Origin of the sequence: Imperialibacter sp., from assembly GCF_048007035.1 — a bacterium.
GTDB lineage: Bacteria > Bacteroidota > Bacteroidia > Cytophagales > Cyclobacteriaceae > Imperialibacter.
This window is the reverse complement of record NZ_CP180355.1, coordinates 1,661,748-1,682,066: the sequence shown is the minus strand read 5'-3', so window position 1 is coordinate 1,682,066 and position 20,319 is coordinate 1,661,748. Positions and strand designations below refer to the sequence as shown.

The window sequence follows — 20,319 nt, the reverse complement described above, 5'->3', positions numbered from 1 at the left end:
CTGGCAAGGTCATACAAATGGGTTTCGTGGCAGAGAATCTACCCTAAAGCCATAAGCCTCTAAGGCTTTTTTTGTTTCTGTATCGATTTCTACTTTGAATATAATGGCAATCAACAACCCGTAATTTTTCACCCCCCTTTTGGATAAAGACTCGGCCTTAGAGATGCTATTTTTTACTTTTTTGAATAGAGGGCCATTGTCCGCCACTTTCTCATATTCAACCCCTTCGAGATAATGGTCATCCATGCCCTTAAAGGCCACGGCCGGTAAATTGATACCCAACGCAATTTTTTCGACCTCCCTTTCGGAAATAGAATATACGTAGTTGCCATCCGGCTCGTAGTTACCATACTCATAGTAAATGTGGCGACCTGTAGCTAACTTAAATTCATTTTTGAGTGCTTGCCAAAGATTAACCATCGAAGAGATTAATCTATGCTTCGTGTTGCGAATGGCATTGTCGTTGGGCTCAATTAGAATCAATCCTTTTTTTGCTATTCTTAACATCTCATACATAGCGATGCCAGGACGTGGAAAGTGATGATAAGCTTCTTTACACAAAACAAAATCGAACGCTTGGTCTCCAAAACTTAGGCATTCTGCGTTTTCAACGCTGTATTTGTCAATATACCCGTCTTCCAGAGCAGCTTTTAGAGTATTTTCAGAAATATCCGTAGCCAGCGCATCAATCCCGTATGTTTTAAGGTAGTGCGCATCAGTTCCGTATCTCCCGTCTCCGATGGTGACCCATTTTGAGCGGGGATGTCGACGAATTAAAGGTTGGATATTATCATATATTCTAGAATGTCTCCAATAATCGACAGTACCGTTTTCTTTCCAAGTGCCAAGTTTGTTTTTGTCGGGGATTTTTTGAGCGTGCTTTCGGTAACTGGAATTATGAAAAGCCATATCTAAATGCTGTTTTGTAAAGAGTATTAAAAGAACATTGTACTGAGAGTTTCCAGAGCGAAAAACAGGCGATCCACGACAATTGTTCTAGCCGAAAATAGCTCCAAATTAATTCCAATTACCGATTTTGAAGCATTAAAAAGCGAACAAAATAAAGACATTCCTTAGATTACTTTTTGTTGAGAAGTCAGATTTTTATTCACAAACAGAGCGTTTCCGTAATTTCCGATTCCGTAGCCCCTGTAGTCATAAAGTGCGTGAAAAAAGTATCCGAACTTTTCTAAATATTTAACAATGTCAAAAAGGTGGGAATGCCTTTTGTCTTCGGCATACAATCCGATTTCGACATAAATAAGACTTATTCTATTTTCACTCAAAGTCCTTTGCGCTCCTTTCAATACTGCCAGATCAAACCCCTCAGTGTCGGTTTTTAAGATGCTAATTGAGCGTATGTCTTTCTCGAAAACGTAGCTGTCAATGGTACTTAATTCGATCGTCTCTGTTTTGGTGGAGTTCTCGGTCGGAATTATTGAATTCCATGTGCTATGGTCTTCAATAAAAATTTGTGCAGTTTCTTTTTTGCTGCCAAATCCGATATTCTCAAAAAAAACGTTTTTGAAATTTTGATTCATCCGATATAACAGATCGAATGTGGATTTTACCGGTTCGAAGGAGTAAACTGTTGCAGTTGGAAAATGTTTTTTGAAATACTTTAAAGACTGCCCCTCATTTGCCCCTACGTCAAAAATCACATCAATCTTGAAATCCATTTTTTCAAGGTCGATAATTAGGTCAATCCCATTTGGAAGATGCCTCCTTTTGTATATCCAATATCCTGTGATAGATTCAACTATTTTTTTTAGGTTATGAATAATGTTCATTATTAATCACGACATTTTGATGCGCCATTTTTAGTATCACAAGAAATAGGTAAAAACTATTATCGAGTCTGACTTACTCGTTTTTTGTAAATATATGGTTTTTGCCCATCTGCGAGAAATCCCAAAACAATGAACACTTAAGTGAGGTTGGGCGTGGGTAACAAGTTTTTCTCACCGGACTTTTTGCAGGATTAAGAGCCGAAGTATTCGTACTGTCATCGTTTCGGGAAAAAAAGCCAGCATCGAAAATGCGTAACCAATGCCTGTTCGGTGCACAGTATTTTGTTTAAATGAATTTTTTTTGAGGTATTGGCCAAATTTAAAACCTTGTGAGCTTAAGAGATAGCCGAATATGTTAGTCTAGCTTTTTGCCATTACTATCGAAAAATTCGAACTGCTAACGCTCCGAGGGTTATCTTTGAGATGAATTTTCATAAGCCAGTACCAAACCAGCGCATGTTTAACACTCCAGTACTATATCTCATTTTTAATCGGCCGGATTTGGTGAGAGTTACCTTTGAAAAAATCAGAGAGGTTAAGCCCAGGCAGTTATTTGTTGGCGCTGATGGGCCCAGAATAACGCATCCGGACGACAATAGAAAATGTGAGGAATGCAGGGAGCTGGTATTGAGTTTGGTTGATTGGGAATGTGAGATTCACACGCTGTTCAGAGACTCGAACTTAGGATGTGGAAAGGCTGTGAGTGAGGCCATTACATGGTTCTTTGATCAAGTAGAAATGGGGATAGTTTTGGAAGACGATTGTGTACCGCATAAGAGTTTTTTTACTTTCTGCGAAGAATTATTGCTGCATTTCAAAGATGATGATTCAGTGATGCACATCAGTGGTAACAATTTTCAAAATGGGCATCAAAGAGGTGATGGTTCATACTATTTTAGCAAGTATTCCCATTCATGGGGATGGGCCACTTGGTCGAACGCTTGGAGAAATTTTGAAAAGGAGATTGATTTGGCTTGGCTGAAAAAGCACTTACAGGGACATTTTTCACGAGATGAACGTAAATACTGGAATCAAGTTGCTGAAGGATTATTAACAAAACGATATGACGCATGGGACTATCAATGGATGTTTTCAATTTGGAAGAACCTCGGAGTTTGTATTTTACCCAACACAAACTTGGTTAATAACATTGGGTTTGGGAGAGACGCAACTCACACAAAACAAGTTGGAGGTCTTGGAGATCTTAATGAGAGCAGGAGCATTGATCAAATGATATTTTTATCAGGCGAGAAGGATATCAACACACAAGCTGATGAGTTTACATTTTCCAACCATTTCCATCAAAGCCCTAATATGACGAAACAGCTAAAACAAACTTTGTTTCCCTATCTTGGCTGGGTAAAACGTCTTTACCGAAAATCCGTTTTCATAAGGTATTTTGGCCAGTTTAAAGAGTTTAGCATGATTCCAAAGGAATTTTATTTGGCAAACTTGGAACTTTGTTACTCTGTCGGCAGCACCAAGGGAGATGTCGTTGAGTGTGGTACCTGGAAGGGTGGGATGATTGCAGGTATTGGCAAAGTATTGGGCAATAGTCGAAAATATCACCTATTTGATAGCTTTGAAGGTCTCCCAAATGCCAAGAGTATTGATGGTGAAAGCGCCTTAAAATGGCAGAAGGACACAGACGGAGATACATATTTTGACAATTGCTACGCAAAAAGGGAAGATGCCGAAATGGCAATGAATAAGGCAAGTTTAACCAACTATACAATTTACAAAGGTTGGTTTAATGATACATTAAGTAACTTTCCGGCAACTCAAAGCATAGCAATTCTAAGACTTGATGGTGACTGGTATGATTCAACGATTACATGTCTTCGTGCATTTTTCCCAAAGGTAAACCCAGGAGGAATAGTAATAATTGATGATTACAATACCTGGGATGGCTGTTCAAAAGCAGTCCATGACTATTTGTCGGAAACTAAGTCAAATGCTCGAATTAATGTCTATAAGGGAGTGTTTTACCTCATAAAACGATAATAAATGCAAGAGATAAAATGTCCTTTGGATGGGAAAAGCAAGACCAGGTTGATCAAAACCATTTCTACAAGTACAATTTATTCCCAGTACCAGGCTCTCCTTGACATAAATCTCGATAGAAAGTTACTTCAACAAGAATTTATTTCTCTTTACGAATCTATTGATACAGGATATAAGTTCTTTCATCCTTTTCAGGTGGCTGGCGACGCTGATTTTTATTATCAGCTAAGTAAAATTGATTGGTACTACCTTTCCTGGAAGTGGGAGTATGTAGTGGCGTTGGAAATTATCGAAAAGGGAACCTCCGTTTTGGAGATTGGGTGTGGAGAAGGAGACTTTTTGTTCCACCTTGACCAAAGCGTGCAAAGTTTGGGCTTGGAGATCAATTCAAAAGCAGTCGAAACTGCAAATAGTAGAGGAATATTAGCTTACAAATCAACCATTGAAGACTTTGCGTTGAAGGGCGAACGATTTGACTATGTATGTTTTTTCCAGGTACTTGAGCACATCTCTGATGTCAATAGATTCATCAGCTCATCTCTTCGGTGCCTTAGGACAGACGGTAGCCTGATTTTGTGCGTGCCAAATAATGATTCATTTATAAAATTCGACCGTGACTACCTTCTCAATATGCCTCCCCACCACATGGGTTTATGGAATGAAAAGGCTTTAAAGAGTTTGGAGAAGGTTTTTAACCTACAATTGATTCAGCTAAAAAAAGAACCGCTGCAAGAATATCATCTTGATTGGTTCGTCAGGGTTTGGCTAATTAAATTATTTGGGGGGCGGATATTTTGGAGCCTAATAGCTCCATTGAGGCTCCATTATTTGGTGAAACGGGTTGTTCGACAAAGAATGGACAAAATCGATGGGCACTCTATTTTTGCTGTTTACAGGAAATTATGAAGGTTTTACACGTATGTACACACGATCAGGGCGGTGCTGCCGTTGCTGCCCTTCGTCTTCATGAAGCGCTAAAGCAAAACGGTGTTACCTCCAAATTTTTGGTTTTGTATAGGAGTGATTTTACCAATGATTCAATTGAATTCAAGCCCTCAAGATTTGGCTTTTTTTTTAGGAAGGTGAAAGCCAAGGTTTTTAGGCTATTTGGTAAAAAAAAACAAGACCTATCAGGTTTTGAGATATTTTCCTCACCCAATACTATTTACGATGTTAGAAAGTCTACCGAATATCAGCAGGCTGACATCATACACCTGCATTGGATCGCAAATTTTGTCGATTTTTCAACCTTTTTTCCGCAGGTTAATAAACCAATTGTATGGACTTTTCACGATTTGAACCCAATATTAGGAGGTTTTCACTACCTTATTGACAAGAATAATGCTGATACTCACTTGAGTGAAATGGAACATCAGTACTCATTAGTTAAAAGTGAATACCTAAATAATCGTTCCGTCCATGTGATTGCCCCGTGCGAATGGATGAAGCGAATGGCTGTTGAGTCTGGGATTCAGTTTGCCAGTGTTCGCAAAATCAACTATTGTGTGAATACTTCAATTTTCAGGTTCCTGTCAAAAACCGAAGCCAGAATAAATCTTGGTCTGCCGCAGGACAAGCACCTTTTTCTTTGCGTTGCTTCGGATATCAATGTTGAAAGGAAAGGATTTAGGCATATTTTGTATTTAGCGGATGAGTTTGAGGAAAATCAGGGGGTTACTTTCTTAGTAGTTGGTAAATCTGCTACCGAATTCAATCGTAAGAATATTGATTTTATTGGTGTTGTAAGCGAACCAGAGTTATTGCGAGCATACTATGCGGCCGCTGATGTGCTATTATTACCCAGTGAAGAAGATAATTTACCAAATGTTATGCTTGAAGCACAGTGCGTGGGGTGCCCGGTAATTGGTTTCAAAGTTGGTGGAATTATAGACGTAATAACTCCTGGCGTGAATGGTCTTCTTGCCAATCAAGTTTCAAGTGAAGGCTTTTTATCAGCGTTAGCAAGTTTTTTAGAAGGTAAATATTTGCCCAACAGGGAATTGATTGCGAAAACGGCGCAAACCCTGTTTTCTGAAAAGAAAATCTCCGAGGAGGTTACCAACCTCTATAAAACTATAATAAAGGTATAGCTACAATAACTTTATGAGATTGTTAAAGCTTAAACTTTTTCCGTTGGTGATAATGCCTTTTCTATTAGGGTCAATAGATGGTGTATCCCAAACCGTATCCTTTTCAGTCCCCTCGGATCCATGCATAGACCAAAGTATTTATCCGGTTAATAATTCTGTGGGAATTGACTCCTACACCTGGGACTTTTGTAGTTCGGACTTAACGTCAAGCCCGGAGGCGACGACTGTGGGGTCGATAGTGTCTTCTGTTACGTTGATCAGCATGACGATGGTTAGCACTACAGATGGGTTATGGTATGGCTTTGGAGTGAGCCGAGATAATAATAATGTATATCAATTTTCGTATGGAGGGAGCCTTTTGTTTGAGCCGACGGCAGCAGTTGAATTAGTGGTGGGTGGAGCGAGTTTTTCAAGTCCTTACGACATGTCTGTGGTGGAGCAGGGAGGCAATTACTATGGATTTGTAATCAATGGTTCTGGCAGTTTGGTAAAGCTTGACTTTGGGAGCGATTTGGGCAATACCGCCGTTACTGGCACCAGCTTTAGTGGTTTGGGGCTATCGACGCCGAGAAGCATCGAAGTGAGGCAGGAAGGAGGGAGTTTCTATGGTGTGGTGAGTAATTTTGGTGACTCTAAGCTGACGATCATTAATTTGGGTAGTGACCTGAGCTCGGTTAGTCCTACGGTGCTTGATATTGTGATTACAGGAGGTTCAGGGCTTTTGGGATTAAGTATAGAGAAAGAAGGATCTACCTGGTATGGCCTTGTATCGTCGTTTTCCAATTCGAAGTTATTCAGGGTAGACTTTGGGAATGTGTTGAATGATGCAGTGACATCAGATAATGTCACCGATCTGAGTGCTCATGTTCCTGGTTTGTCACAGCCAACGGACGTAGAAATACTTGGATCGGAGGGGATAGCTTTTCTGCAGCAGGATGGAGTGAACGGGCTTCGCAAGTTGAGCTTCGCTAGTGGGCTATCGGGTGATCCGACAGCCAGCCTGGTAGGAGGTCTGCCGTTAGGGTATACCAATGTTTATGGGATTGATTTTTCGTTTCAGGGGACAGACTGGGTGGGGATTGGAGCCAACTATTCGAGCAAGGATTTTTATCGCATAAGTTTTCCCAGGATTTGTGAAGGTAGCTTGGGGAGTGTTGATGTAACAGCCTCCGAGCCGACTGGGGTTAGTTACACGAGTTCAGGAACGAAGTATATCAGGCTTACTGGTGAGCATAGCGGTGGGAGTAAATCATCGATTGTGAAGAGTTTGGAGGTGGGCAGTGGAGTTTCTCCTGATATTGATTTTAGTTATGACAACATATGCGTTGATAATCCTGTAAATTTTATTTCGATCAACGAGTCAGATGATATCGTGTCCTATGACTGGTTTTTTGATGGAGTAGCAGGCCCCTCGACGCAAGACGCCAGCACGAGTTTTTCGTCTACTGGGGTTCACACCATTCGGTTGGAGGTGAGCAATGGTTCGTGTACCAATGAATTAGAGAAAGAGATTACTATTTATCCAGCGGTTACTGCTCCCTCGTTTACCTCGTCAGGAAGTTTATGTACCAATAATCAAATCAACTTTACCAACACAAGTGATGATAGTGGTTATCCTGCCGGAGTAGTGAGCTATAAATGGTATGTGAACGATGAGCAGGTTTCAATAGAGGCTTCTCCCATGCTAACTTTTTCATCGGCAGGTGATTATACAGTAAAAGTAGAACGAATAATTCCTGGTTGTCAGTCTGAGTATAGCGAATTATTTAGTATTGCTGAAGGGCCAACAGTTTCGTTTAGTTACAATGGGGGCTGTTGGGATACAGCCACCAGTCAAGCACTTGTTCAATTCAGTAGCGCAGTCAGTTCAGCAGATGTAGTGTATGATTGGGATTTTGGGGACGGTCAAAGCTCTGGATTAGCTAGCCCCGAGCACACATATACATTGGCTGGTGATTATGAAGTATTCCTCGAAGTCACAGATAATGTAAGTGGTTGTATCATCACTACTACAGGGCAAACTGTCACGATTACAGACCAACCATTGGCCGATTTTACACCCACAACAGGGGTCGAAAATATAGCAGTACAATTTATTGGAGTTGACCAAACAGGTGAGGGTGATGCGATAAGTAGTTGGGCCTGGGATTTTGGAGGTCAGGGTTCTTCGACAGATCAATCACCTGCTTTTGCATTTTCTTCTCCCTCTACCTATGATGTAGCATTGACAGTGTCTACAGCGAATGGTTGTGGTTATACCCTGCACAAAGACGTTGAGATAGGGGCATCCACCAAGGCAGAGCTGAATATTACTGTTCCTGCCGAGATTTGTATCGGGGAGGGCTTGCTTATTGAGAACAACTCAGTCAATGCAGTCAGCTACACCTGGGATTTTTGTAGTTCGGACTTAGCGTCAAGCCCTGAAGTGGCGATTTTAGGATCTATGGCGTCGTCTGTCACCTTGATCGGTATGACAACTGCTAGCAGTACAGATGGGTTATGGTATGGCTTTGGAGTGAGCCGAGATAATAATAATGTATATCAATTTTCGTATGGAGGGAGCCTTTTGTTTGAGCCGACGGCAGCAGTTGAATTAGTGGTGGGTGGAGCGAGTTTTTCAAGTCCTTACGACATGTCTGTGGTGGAGCAGGGAGGCAATTACTATGGATTTGTAATCAATGGTTCAGGCAGTTTGGTAAAGCTTGACTTTGGGAGCGATTTGGGCAATACCTCTGTGATAGGCACCAGCTTTAGTGATTTGGGGCTATCGACGCCGAGAAGCATAGAGGTCATGCAGGAAGGAGGGAGCTTCTATGGTGTGGTGAGTAATTTTGGCGACTCTAAGCTGACGATCATTAATTTGGGTAGTGACCTGAGCTCGGTTAGTCCTACAGTGCTTGATGTTTTGATTACAGGAGGTTCAGGGCTTTTGGGATTAAGTATAGAGAAAGAAGGATCGACCTGGTATGGCCTTGTATCGTCGTTTTCCAATTCGAAGTTGTTCAGGGTAGACTTTGGGAATGTGTTGAATGATGCAGTGACATCAGATAATGTCACCGATCTGAGTGCTCATGTTCCTGGTTTGTCACAGCCAACGGACGTAGAAATACTTGGATCGGAGGGGATAGCTTTTCTGCAGCAGGATGGAGTGAACGGGCTTCGCAAGTTGAGCTTCGCTAGTGGGCTATCGGGTGATCCGACAGCCAGCCTGGTAGGAGGTCTGCCGTTAGGGTATACCAATGTTTATGGGATTGATTTTTCGTTTCAGGGGACAGACTGGGTGGGGATTGGAGCCAACTATTCGAGCAAGGATTTTTATCGCATAAGTTTTCCCAGGATTTGTGAAGGTAGCTTGGGGAGTGTTGATGTAACAGCCTCCGAGCCGACTGGGGTTAGTTACACGAGTTCAGGAACGAAGTATATCAGGCTTACTGGTGAGCATAGCGGTGGGAGTAAATCATCGATTGTGAAGAGTTTGGAGGTGGGCAGTGGAGTTTCTCCTGATATTGATTTTAGTTATGACAACATATGCGTTGATAATCCTGTAAATTTTATTTCGATCAACGAGTCAGATGATATCGTGTCCTATGACTGGTTTTTTGATGGAGTAGCAGGCCCCTCGACGCAAGACGCCAGCACGAGTTTTTCGTCTACTGGGGTTCACACCATTCGGTTGGAGGTGAGCAATGGTTCGTGTACCAATGAATTAGAGAAAGAGATTACTATTTATCCAGCGGTTACTGCTCCCTCGTTTACCTCGTCAGGAAGTTTATGTACCAATAATCAAATCAACTTTACCAACACAAGTGATGATAGTGGTTATCCTGCCGGAGTAGTGAGCTATAAATGGTATGTGAACGATGAGCAGGTTTCAATAGAGGCTTCTCCCATGCTAACTTTTTCATCGGCAGGTGATTATACAGTAAAAGTAGAACGAATAATTCCTGGTTGTCAGTCTGAGTATAGCGAATTATTTAGTATTGCTGAAGGGCCAACAGTTTCGTTTAGTTACAATGGGGGCTGTTGGGATACAGCCACCAGTCAAGCACTTGTTCAATTCAGTAGCGCAGTCAGTTCAGCAGATGTAGTGTATGATTGGGATTTTGGGGACGGTCAAAGCTCTGGATTAGCTAGCCCCGAGCACACATATACATTGGCTGGTGATTATGAAGTATTCCTCGAAGTCACAGATAATGTAAGTGGTTGTATCATCACTACTACAGGGCAAACTGTCACGATTACAGACCAACCATTGGCCGATTTTACACCCACAACAGGGGTCGAAAATATAGCAGTACAATTTATTGGAGTTGACCAAACAGGTGAGGGTGATGCGATAAGTAGTTGGGCCTGGGATTTTGGAGGTCAGGGTTCTTCGACAGATCAATCACCTGCTTTTGCATTTTCTTCTCCCTCTACCTATGATGTAGCATTGACAGTGTCTACAGCGAATGGTTGTGGTTATACCCTGCACAAAGACGTTGAGATAGGGGCATCCACCAAGGCAGAGCTGAATATTACTGTTCCTGCCGAGATTTGTATCGGGGAGGGCTTGCTTATTGAGAACAACTCAGTCAATGCAGTCAGCTACACCTGGGATTTTTGTAGTTCGGACTTAGCGTCAAGCCCTGAAGTGGCGATTTTAGGATCTATGGCGTCGTCTGTCACCTTGATCGGTATGACAACTGCTAGCAGTACAGATGGGTTATGGTATGGCTTTGGAGTGAGCCGAGATAATAATAATGTATATCAATTTTCGTATGGAGGGAGCCTTTTGTTTGAGCCGACGGCAGCAGTTGAATTAGTGGTGGGTGGAGCGAGTTTTTCAAGTCCTTACGACATGTCTGTGGTGGAGCAGGGAGGCAATTACTATGGATTTGTAATCAATGGTTCAGGCAGTTTGGTAAAGCTTGACTTTGGGAGCGATTTGGGCAATACCTCTGTGATAGGCACCAGCTTTAGTGATTTGGGGCTATCGACGCCGAGAAGCATAGAGGTCATGCAGGAAGGAGGGAGCTTCTATGGTGTGGTGAGTAATTTTGGCGACTCTAAGCTGACGATCATTAATTTGGGTAGTGACCTGAGCTCGGTTAGTCCTACAGTGCTTGATGTTTTGATTACAGGAGGTTCAGGGCTTTTGGGATTAAGTATAGAGAAAGAAGGATCGACCTGGTATGGCCTTGTATCGTCGTTTTCCAATTCGAAGTTGTTCAGGGTAGACTTTGGGAATGTGTTGAATGATGCAGTGACATCAGATAATGTCACCGACCTGAGTGCTCATGTTCCTGGTTTATCACTTCCCACGGACGTAGAAATACTTGGATCGGAGGGGATAGCTTTTCTGCAGCAGGATGGAGTGAACGGGCTTCGCAAGTTGAGCTTCGCAAGTGGGCTATCGGGTGATCCGACAGCCAGCCTGGTAGGAGGTCTGCCGTTAGGGTATACCAATGTTTATGGGATAGATTTTTCGTTTCAGGGGACAGACTGGGTGGGGATTGGTGCCAACTACTCGAGCAAGGATTTTTATCGCATAAGTTTTCCCAGGATTTGTGAAGGGAGCTTGGGGAGTGTTGATGTAACAGCTTCAGAGCCTGCAGGTGTCAGTTATACCAGCTCAGGAACGAAGTATATCAGACTTACAGGTACGCATAGCGGCGGTAGTAAAGCGTCCATTGTGAAGAGTTTGGAGGTGGGTAGTGGAGTTTCTCCTGATATTGATTTTAGTTATGACAACATTTGTCTCTCAGCCCCCACCACCTTCACCTCCACAAACCTATCCGGCGACATCACCACCTACTCCTGGGACTTCGACGGCGATGGGATAGAAGATTCCACCGATCCTAATCCGACTTACCAATTCTCATCAGCCGGAGAATATGAAGTAATTCTCACCGTACAAAATGACGGTGGGTGCTCCAACACGGCCAGGCAAACCATAGGCATTTACGACATCAGCGAACCTGATTTTAGCCTCACCTACAATGGAGGCCTTTGCAGCAACAACACACTTTCCTTGAAAGACGGAACTCCCGATCTCCCGCCCGACAGCCTCGTCACCTGGACGTGGGACTTTAATGGTGAGGCCACCATCCTGGGAAAAGACACCACCTATGCGTTTGCTACAGCTGGAGAAAAAATCATTACGCTAACCGTTGGCATACCGGGCTGCGAAGCGTCGGTGAGCAAGACAATAAACCTATTAGAGGGACCGACAGTAGGATTTACCGTGGGCAGCAACTGCATTAGCCCCACAACGCAGTTCAATAACACAACCACCGGTGACGGAATAACCGGCTACACTTGGGATTTCGGGAATGGCTACACAAGCTCAACAAAGAGCCCTGAAACATTCTTTAAAACTATCGGTGACTACCAGGTAAGTCTCACGGTACGCAATGATTTAGGCTGCGAAACTACCCTTACCAAGAAAGTGGCGATAAGTGCAATACCCAAACCTGACTTCAAACATGATCTTGCTTGCAGCGGTGCAGCGGTGCAGTTCACTGATCAAAGCACTGCCGAGAATGCCAACATCACAGAGTGGAGCTGGGATTTTGCAGGTCTTGGTACGTCCAATGAGCGAAATCCGATATTTGAATTCCCAACTGCGGGAAAATATACTATTAAACTGTCTGCTAGCTCGAATTACGGCTGTTCCAAAATACTTACCAGAGAAATAGATGTGCTGCCATCACCAACTGTCGCATTTTTAATCAACACTGGTTGCGAGGGACAGGCCACAACATTTGTTGATCAGTCTGCCGGCAGCGCCAACAATCCAATTGTTGACCGCTTGTGGAGTATCAATAATCAGTTCTATAGCGCCCCAACCGTCAATGAGGTTTTCAAAAATCCGGGGAGCTACGACGTTACGCTGCAGATAACTACGAAAAATCTCTGCACCATTTCATTGACAAAAACTTTGCAGGTCAATGAATTGCCATCAGTTGACTTCGGATTCATTTCTGCTTGTGTCAACGAATTAACAGAATTCAGCGATTTAAGCACCAGTCCAGATGATCCTATTATCAGCAGGAAATGGGATTTTGCCGGACAGGCCTCTGCAAACGGCCCCAAGGCCTACTACCAGTTTAAGCAAGCAGGAAACTATAACGTAAGCTTGTTTCTCAAGACTGAGAAAGGATGTGAAATATCCATCAGCAAGAATGTGACGATTAATAACTCACCAGTGGCGGCCTTCAGTCATTCATTGTCTGTAGGTCAACTGCCGGTGAAAGTTAATTTCACGAATGAATCAAATGGAGCGACGGCTTATTCCTGGTTCGTCGGTGACGGTGTCGCTTCTGTAAGCAACGAGCAGGATATCAGTCAGGTGTTTGATAAGGAGGGCGACTATTTAGTAAGCCTGGTCGCCTATAATGAGTTTGGTTGCTCCGACACAACCAGCACGGTTGTCACTGTTGCTCTTCCAAAAGTAGACCTGCAACTTCGGTCGGTTAACTACACCGACACAGAAGGGAAACTGAAGTTTATTTTGAATATCGCCAATCGGGGTAGTATTGCGCAGACGAACTTCCCCATCGAAATTGTAGTTGATGACCGGGTCACCATTTCAGAAAAATACAGCGGAACAGTAGCGCCAGGTAAGTCGGTTTCTCATTCTTTGCAGTTTGAGTTGGTAACAACCAACAATCCCGTGGAAAAGGTATGCATCAAACTTGTACCCATCCTGAAGGACACCGAGTTTGAGTTTTCACCTCATGACAACACAAATTGCCTTTCATTTACTGAAGGGTTTCTCGTTAACAACCCATACCCTAACCCAGTCGATGACCGTCTTACATTTGAGCTGATTCTCCCGGAAGCTGGGGATGCCGAAATTACGGTGTTAAGCATGACGGGCCAGCCGATGTTTTCCGAAAAATACTATACGCTAAAGGCCGGCTTAACGGCTGTGTCACTTCAAATGGCTCACTACACGAAAGGTATCTACCTGCTTAGAGTGCAAAGCAAGGGAAATGAAGCAGTTAGGAGAGTCGTAAAAAGGTAAAGTGCAGATTGCCTTTCCATCCATAGTGGTATTCAACCTTTCAGTAGTTTAAGGAATATTATTTGGAATAGGTCAAATTGACAGAAGTTCCTTTTGGTGACAATTTATTGCAAAATTTTATACGCAATGCCAAATTCCTTTAATAAATTACTGGTAAATGACAGATAACAAGAAAATTTTAGAATAAAGTATATTATACTTAGCTTTGTAGCAAATTTTATTTGGCAACCCATATGATGAGTAACCTGAATGTTAAACTGGATAAGACTGATCGAAAGATTTTGGAAATTCTTCAGTCTAATGCCAAAATTACTAACGCCCAACTCTCCAAGGAAATTGGACTTTCTCCCGCTCCGACACTTGAAAGAGTAAAGAAGCTCGAAACTTCCGGGCTTATCAAAAGCTATCACGCAAAGCTTGATACAGAAAAAATTGGTTTAGGGGTTAGCACTTTTGTGCAAGTAACTTTAAAAGGCCACAACAAGAGAAATATAGATAAATTTCTCGACGAAATAAACAGGATTGAAGATGTGATTGAGTGCCATCACATTACTGGAAGCGGCGACTTTATTTTGAAAGTAATCGCCAAAGACATTGCCTCCTATCAAAAGCTCATGCTGGAGAAGGTGAGCGAAATTGAAGTAGTCGACAGCCTCCAATCCATGGTAATTCTTGCTACCTTTAAGGACAGTAAAGTTCTACCAATTCCTCAGTAAGAATGCCTAAGATTCAGCAGACGGCTACCCGCCGTAACATGATATTGGACAAGCCACAAGTGCTTCAAAAGCTTCGAAGAATGGCTTTTGAGATTGTTGAGTTCAATCTTGACGAAAAAGAAATAGTGCTTGTTGGCATATATGACAAGGGGTTTGAGATTGCCAAAAAGCTGCTTGAGGAAATGGAAGGCATAGCAAAAATGAAGTTAAGCCTGGTCAGGCTCGACATAAATAAGGACGATCCTTCCGCAGGTGAGATAAAACTCAACTGTACGCCAGAGAGCCTCAAAAACAAGTGCGTGGTGCTGGTGGATGATGTGCTTAACAGCGGGCGCACCATGGCCTACGGAATGAGTGTTTTACTAAATGCTGAAATCAAAAGGCTTGAAACTGCCACGTTAGTTGATCGTAGCCACAAAAGATTTCCCATTAGTGCCAATTACAAGGGCTTCGAACTCTCCACCACAATAGACGAACATGTAGAGGTGGTGCTGGGCAAAGGGATGGGTGTTTATCTTTACTAAAATTTTTGCCCAGCGGCTACCAAAGACAGCGGGAATCAAAAAAATCTAGCCCAGGAGCTCCTGTAAAATAAGCTCTTCACAACGATCCGTCCACTCTCTGAACTTGCCCACTATCGGTTGATGATTAGGTAGATAGTCGATGACCTTGGTCAGGTTAAACGACTCCGAACTTACGCCAGCTCCTGCCTGAACGGCATCCAGCGCATTGCAGGCTTGCTCATAATGGCCCTGCACAGGCACCATCATTACGGGCTTGCCAAGGTACATGGCCTCGCAAATAGACTCGAAACCTGCCGTGCTGACATATGCTTTGCACTGGCTCATAAGCTGGAGAAACATGGTATCGCTCAATTGATGGAAAGTGAGCGTGTCGTCTACACGATGAGGATTTGGCATTCCTTTTTTGTCCCAAAACGACTGAACCTTTACCGACGGGTTGCTGGCATGCCATGACTCTATTTCTTTGCTATAGCCATCATTTACCATATAGGTGAGAATGAAATCGCCTTCAGTTGGTTCAAGCTTCATTACCTCTTTCCTGAGCAACGGCGGAACCACCACCACACCACTTTTTTTGTCTTCCGGGTAGGCGGCAAATGACAAAGCCAGCAGCTTTTTAGCTCCCCAGGCGGTCAGCTTGTTGTTGTTAAGCAACAAGTTTTTGTTGAAGCCCTGTTTATTTGGAAACGGAAAGTGATTATGGTAGGCCAGATACTGATGGCCAATGCATATGTATTCGGCCTTTGGCTTGTAGAGTCCATTATACAGGCCACCAAGGAAATCGTAAAAGTTTATAATTACGTCTGGCTTTGTCTCTTTAACTATGTTGTTGAGCATTTTTAGGCTCTGCACATAGTTGGAAAAATGAACGAGGTTGTGAGTAATGGTTGGGCCTATTTTTACCGATTTGTTGTTTTTGTCTGCTACAAAATTTGGGCTGGAGATACCGGTGAGCGGGCAGGTAATTCTGTTTTGAAAAAATGAGGGCATTTCTCGCCGGGAGCTTCTCCCAACTACTACATGCACAACTTCTTGGCCAGCGGCGGTTAGCATTTCAAACAATGAAATGGCCTGCGTCATATGACCACGCCCTTCACCCTGGACAATAAAAAGAAACCTTTTCGGACTGGTTGGCATTCAGGAAGTGATCTAAAATTACAGATTCAGAAATCCACTCCTCAAAGAAGGATAAATGTTTAAGTATTTCAAGCCTTTTTCTTCATTTTCCAGTTCTTCATACAAGGCTCTTTGAGATTCGGTGTAGAACACATGTTTCCATTCACCGTTGGGATATTCAACCAGCGCAGATCCAGATGAAAGCCAGTCGCCTGAATTCATGTAAACCATCCCATCTATCGTCTTGATAGCGGGTATATGCAAATGCCCACAAATAATACCGTCGTAGCCGCCGTTTTTTGCGAGCTGACAAAGCGATTGCTCGTAAATTTCAATAAACCTGCTCGCTATTGGCAATCTGCTATTCACCTTTTCGGAGAAGGGCATGTTTCTCATACCAATCGCAGCTTTTAGCTTGTGCACCTGATGGTGAAACCAAAAGAGCATGCCATGGGCTTTTTTGCCAAGGCTGGCAAGCCACCTGAATTGCCCCTTATAGGTGTCGAAAATGTCGCCGTGAACGACAAGAAATTTCTTGCCATTTGACTCGTACTCCAATCTATCGACCAGTTTCAAAGCTCCCATTTCGAGTGGAAGCAGGTCGTTCGGCAACTCGTCGCTATTGCCTTTAACAAATGTGATGGCGGTGTTATGCTCGGCTACCTTTTGAGAAAGCGCTTTTATAAACCTCCAGTGTCTTTTTTTCCAAAGCTCTGGTTTATTATAGCTGAAGCGGTCTACAATGTCGCCGTTTAAAATCAGGTTCTCACAAATGCTCTGTTTCAAAAAACTGATCACATCTTTGTGTCTGGAACCTCTGCGCCCCAGGTGAATATCAGAAAGAACAATGGTTTTATAATAATCCTTCACACTCCCACCTTTCCTCAAAGGTAGGATTGGGCAATTACTGCACCTTTATGTGCACTTTATCAAATCAATAATTTGAGAGCCCTTTGCAGGCCTTGATCCGGCGGTTGATGTAGTCAATTACCTGGCTAACTGTGGTAATTCTTGAGGCTTCTGAACTGGGAATGGTAATATCAAACTCTCTTTCCAGCTCCATTACCAGCTCCGCATAGTCCAGCGAGTCTATCCCAAGGTCTTTATAGAAAGACGCATCAGGCGTTACTTTCGACAACGGGCAGGCCAGCTTGTCAGCTAAAATAGAACGTACGGTCTCCAGAGTGCTTCCCATTTCAATTAGGGTGAATAGTAAATCTATCCATTATGGAGCAAAAACGAAACTGAAAATGAGATTTTTGGATTAGCTAAACCTCAGCACAAACTCAGTGCCCTGGTTGATGACGGACTTCACTGAGATCGACCCCTTGTGCTGCCTCATGATCTGTTTTGACAAGCTTAAACCAATGCCGGAGCCACTTTTCTTGGTGGTAAAGAAGGGGATAAAAATCTTTTTGAGCGCATCTTCTTCAATGCCGGGGCCATTGTCGGTAATGGAAATTGACACGCTGTTGTTTTCAAGTCCGTTGGCCGAAATGATCAAAAGTTTTTCCTTGTCCATTTCATCGTTTTCCTCAAGCGCTTGAATAGCATTTTTCACCAGGTTGATCAATACCTGCTCAATTTGCTCTTTGTCCACCAGCACTTCAAGGTTCTTGGGTTCTACCTTGTAAGTGAGTTTTATTTCTCCCCGTTCTATTTCATATTTTAAAAGCATGAGTACATGGTCGAGCAGGTCACGCACCTTGGTTTGGGCCAGCTTGGGCATGGTGAGCCTCGTCAGGTTTCGGAAATCAGAAACGAACTTAATCAAGCTGTCACTTCTCCGGTGAATAGTTTGCACAGCCAGGTACAAGTCCTGAATTTCTTCATTGGTGATCCTGTTCACGTCATCACCATTTTTCAGCTGGTGGCCAAGCTCCGACTCGACAGTGCCTGCAAGCGAGGAAATAGGTGTCACGCTGTTCATTATTTCGTGCGTCAGCACCCTGATCAGGTTCTGCCAGGCCTCCATTTCCTTTTCTTCCAACTCACTTTTGATGTTCTGAAGCGAAATAAGCTTGAACTCCTCTCCCCGCATGGTCAGCTCTATGGCATAAATAGCCAACTGCACTTCCTCTCCATTGCGCTCGATTTTTATCAGATCTCTGCCACCTGTTTTTAACATAAAAAACCCGTCAACAAGTACCTGGCTAATACTTTTCAGGTTCGAAATATTTTTTATTTGCCCAATCTGGAGCAGGTTTTTGGCGGCGGTATTGAGCATTTGAATTTCGCCATGTTTGTCAAACGTGATGATGCCAATGCCCACGTGCTGAACGATGGTTTTATAATAGGTATACTGCGCTTCCTTTTCGGCTCTGATGTCCCTGAACTTCTTCATTACATTATTGAATTGCTCATAAAGCAAGTCAATTGAGCCACCGGTATTTCTGTATGTATAGGTGTTGGAGAAGTCGTCGTATTGGATGGAACTGAGAAAGTTGGCAATCTCCCTGTTTGACTTATCCAGATAGTGGAAAAGAGCATATACCTGATAGCCAATCATTCCGATAACCAACGCTTTGGTCAGGTCGTAGGAATCGTTGTAATACAAGTGTGTAAGCAGGAAGATTGAGCCAATCAGCAGCACAACCCTAATAATCAAAGCAGCTTTGAAGCTTTTAAAGGCCATGCTTCTCCATTCTTCTGTAAAGGGAAGCCCTTGTTAATCCAAGTTCCTTGGCTGCCTTTGAAATATTGCCTCCGTGCCGGTTGATGGCCTTTTGAATCACCGACTTTTCTACATCGTCCAAATTGAACGTTTCGGGCTCACTTTCTGCTTTGCTCTCGGCTTTCTGATTCAAAAAGAAAAAATCGTCAGGCGACAACATATTGGAGTCGCTCATGATAATGGCTCTTTCCAGCGCATGTTGCAGCTCCCTGATATTACCTGGCCACTGGTATTTTTGCAGCTTCTTGAGAGCGATCGGCGACATTTTTTTGATTGGCTTTCTGTACTTGCCGCAATACATCTTAATAAAGTGGTCGCAAAGCAGCGGAATATCGTCCATTCTTTCTCTCAGCGACGGCAGGTGTATTTCAACAGTATTGATCCGATAAAGCAGATCTTGACGAAATGTGCTCTCTTCCACCATTTCGTAAATAGGCATATTCGTGGCACTGATCAGGCGGATGTCCACAGGAATGGACTTGTTGGTGCCAAGCCGAACTACCTCTCTTTTTTGCAACACAGTCAGCAGCTTGCTCTGAAGCTGCATACTCAGGTTTCCAATTTCATCCAGGAACAACGAGCCTCCGTTCGCAGCCTCAAACCTCCCAGCCCTGTCGTCTTTGGCATCAGTGAAAGCACCTTTTTTGTGACCAAAAAGCTCGCTCTCAAACAGTGTTTCCGTAATAGCGCCCATGTCAACCCCGATAAACACCTTGTCTTTTCTCAGCGACTTTTGGTGGAGTGCCCGGGCTATAAGCTCTTTCCCGGTTCCGTTCTCGCCGAGGATAAGGACATTGGCATCCGTTTGGGCCACTTTGTCAATGATGTTAAATACCTGCTTAATTGCATCGCTTTCCCCGATTATGTCCTTAAAAGGCTGATTGATTCCTTCTTCTAGCGCCTGCTTTGCCTGTTTTAGCTGCGTAACCTCATTTCTTGATTTCTTCAGCTTTGCTGCCGAAGAAAGTGTAGCAATCAGCTTCTCATTTTGCCATGGCTTCAACACAAAATCAGTGGCCCCTTCCTTAAGTGCCTTCACAGCCATTTCTACATCGCCAAAAGCAGTGATAAGAATAACCACCGCCGTTGGCTCCCGTTCAAGTATTTGTTCCAGCCAATAAAAGCCTTCTTTTCCACTGGTTATGTCCTTGCTGAAATTCATGTCCAGAAGGATCACGTCGTAGGTGTCGTTGTTGAGCAGAAACGGTATTTTCTTTGGGTTTTTTTCTATGATCACGTTTTCCGCATGCTTCCTGAGCAGCATTTTGGCCGCAAGCAGCACATCTTCGTCGTCATCAATGATTAATATCTTTCCAAGTTCTTTATCTGATTCCATAAGTTGTAGTTATCCGCTCTGTTAAATACATAACCAGTACTGTGCCAAAGGTAAAAGT

General features: G+C 43.3%; 13 protein-coding genes. 6 read left to right on the top strand and 7 right to left on the bottom strand.

Annotation, left to right across the window (positions count from 1 at the left end; translation table 11 throughout):
* Positions 1–9: 9 nt before the first annotated feature.
* Together ACMVP2_RS07520 and ACMVP2_RS07515 are read right to left on the bottom strand one after the other, a co-directional pair.
* On the bottom strand, positions 10–909 hold the full coding sequence (locus ACMVP2_RS07520) for a class I SAM-dependent methyltransferase (RefSeq protein WP_339787959.1): 900 nt from the start codon (positions 907–909) through the stop codon (positions 10–12).
* Positions 910–1,073: 164 nt separating this feature from the next.
* The gene (locus ACMVP2_RS07515; RefSeq protein WP_416867255.1) at positions 1,074–1,790 is read right to left on the bottom strand and encodes an FkbM family methyltransferase; all 717 of its coding nucleotides are present in this window, start codon (positions 1,788–1,790) and stop codon (positions 1,074–1,076) included.
* Between the two features lie 456 nt (positions 1,791–2,246).
* Here ACMVP2_RS07515 and ACMVP2_RS07510 point away from each other — a divergent pair, with 456 nt between their 5' ends.
* The 6 genes from ACMVP2_RS07510 (at position 2,247) to ACMVP2_RS07485 (ending at position 15,135) form a co-directional block, all read left to right on the top strand.
* The gene (locus tag ACMVP2_RS07510) at positions 2,247–3,794 is read left to right on the top strand and encodes a TylF/MycF/NovP-related O-methyltransferase (RefSeq protein WP_416867254.1); all 1,548 of its coding nucleotides are present in this window, start codon (positions 2,247–2,249) and stop codon (positions 3,792–3,794) included.
* 3 nt (positions 3,795–3,797) lie between these two features.
* Entirely contained in the window at positions 3,798–4,700 is a 903-nt protein-coding gene (locus tag ACMVP2_RS07505) for a class I SAM-dependent methyltransferase (RefSeq protein ID WP_416867253.1), read from the top strand.
* Complete coding sequence (locus tag ACMVP2_RS07500; RefSeq protein WP_416867252.1) at positions 4,697–5,884, top strand: glycosyltransferase; 1,188 nt, start codon at positions 4,697–4,699, stop codon at positions 5,882–5,884. The genes ACMVP2_RS07505 and ACMVP2_RS07500 overlap by 4 nt, the downstream gene beginning before the upstream one ends.
* A gap of 52 nt (positions 5,885–5,936) precedes the next feature.
* Positions 5,937–13,895 carry a PKD domain-containing protein gene (locus ACMVP2_RS07495; RefSeq protein ID WP_416867251.1) on the top strand — a complete coding sequence of 2,653 codons (7,959 nt, stop codon included), beginning with the start codon at positions 5,937–5,939 and terminating at the stop codon, positions 13,893–13,895.
* A 233-nt stretch (positions 13,896–14,128) separates the two neighbouring features.
* Complete coding sequence (locus ACMVP2_RS07490; RefSeq protein WP_317488324.1) at positions 14,129–14,611, top strand: Lrp/AsnC family transcriptional regulator; 483 nt, start codon at positions 14,129–14,131, stop codon at positions 14,609–14,611.
* A gap of 2 nt (positions 14,612–14,613) precedes the next feature.
* Positions 14,614–15,135 (top strand): phosphoribosyltransferase family protein, encoded by a 522-nt coding sequence (locus ACMVP2_RS07485; protein ID WP_416867250.1) that lies wholly within the window; start codon positions 14,614–14,616, stop codon positions 15,133–15,135.
* A gap of 45 nt (positions 15,136–15,180) precedes the next feature.
* Here the strand turns inward: ACMVP2_RS07485 and ACMVP2_RS07480 are convergent, their stop codons facing one another.
* The 5 genes from ACMVP2_RS07480 to ACMVP2_RS07460 form a co-directional block, all read right to left on the bottom strand.
* A complete protein-coding gene (locus tag ACMVP2_RS07480; RefSeq protein ID WP_416867249.1) occupies positions 15,181–16,272 on the bottom strand; it encodes a glycosyltransferase family protein in 1,092 nt (363 codons plus the stop codon).
* A gap of 18 nt (positions 16,273–16,290) precedes the next feature.
* Complete coding sequence (locus ACMVP2_RS07475; protein WP_416867248.1) at positions 16,291–17,121, bottom strand: UDP-2,3-diacylglucosamine diphosphatase; 831 nt, start codon at positions 17,119–17,121, stop codon at positions 16,291–16,293.
* Between the two features lie 64 nt (positions 17,122–17,185).
* Positions 17,186–17,446 (bottom strand): acyl carrier protein, encoded by a 261-nt coding sequence (gene acpP, locus ACMVP2_RS07470; protein ID WP_152001041.1) that lies wholly within the window; start codon positions 17,444–17,446, stop codon positions 17,186–17,188.
* A gap of 69 nt (positions 17,447–17,515) precedes the next feature.
* A complete protein-coding gene (locus ACMVP2_RS07465) occupies positions 17,516–18,886 on the bottom strand; it encodes a sensor histidine kinase (protein ID WP_317488319.1) in 1,371 nt (456 codons plus the stop codon).
* On the bottom strand, positions 18,876–20,261 hold the full coding sequence (locus ACMVP2_RS07460) for a sigma-54 dependent transcriptional regulator (protein WP_317488318.1): 1,386 nt from the start codon (positions 20,259–20,261) through the stop codon (positions 18,876–18,878). Before ACMVP2_RS07460 ends, ACMVP2_RS07465 begins: the two co-directional genes overlap by 11 nt.
* Positions 20,262–20,319 lie beyond the last annotated feature (58 nt).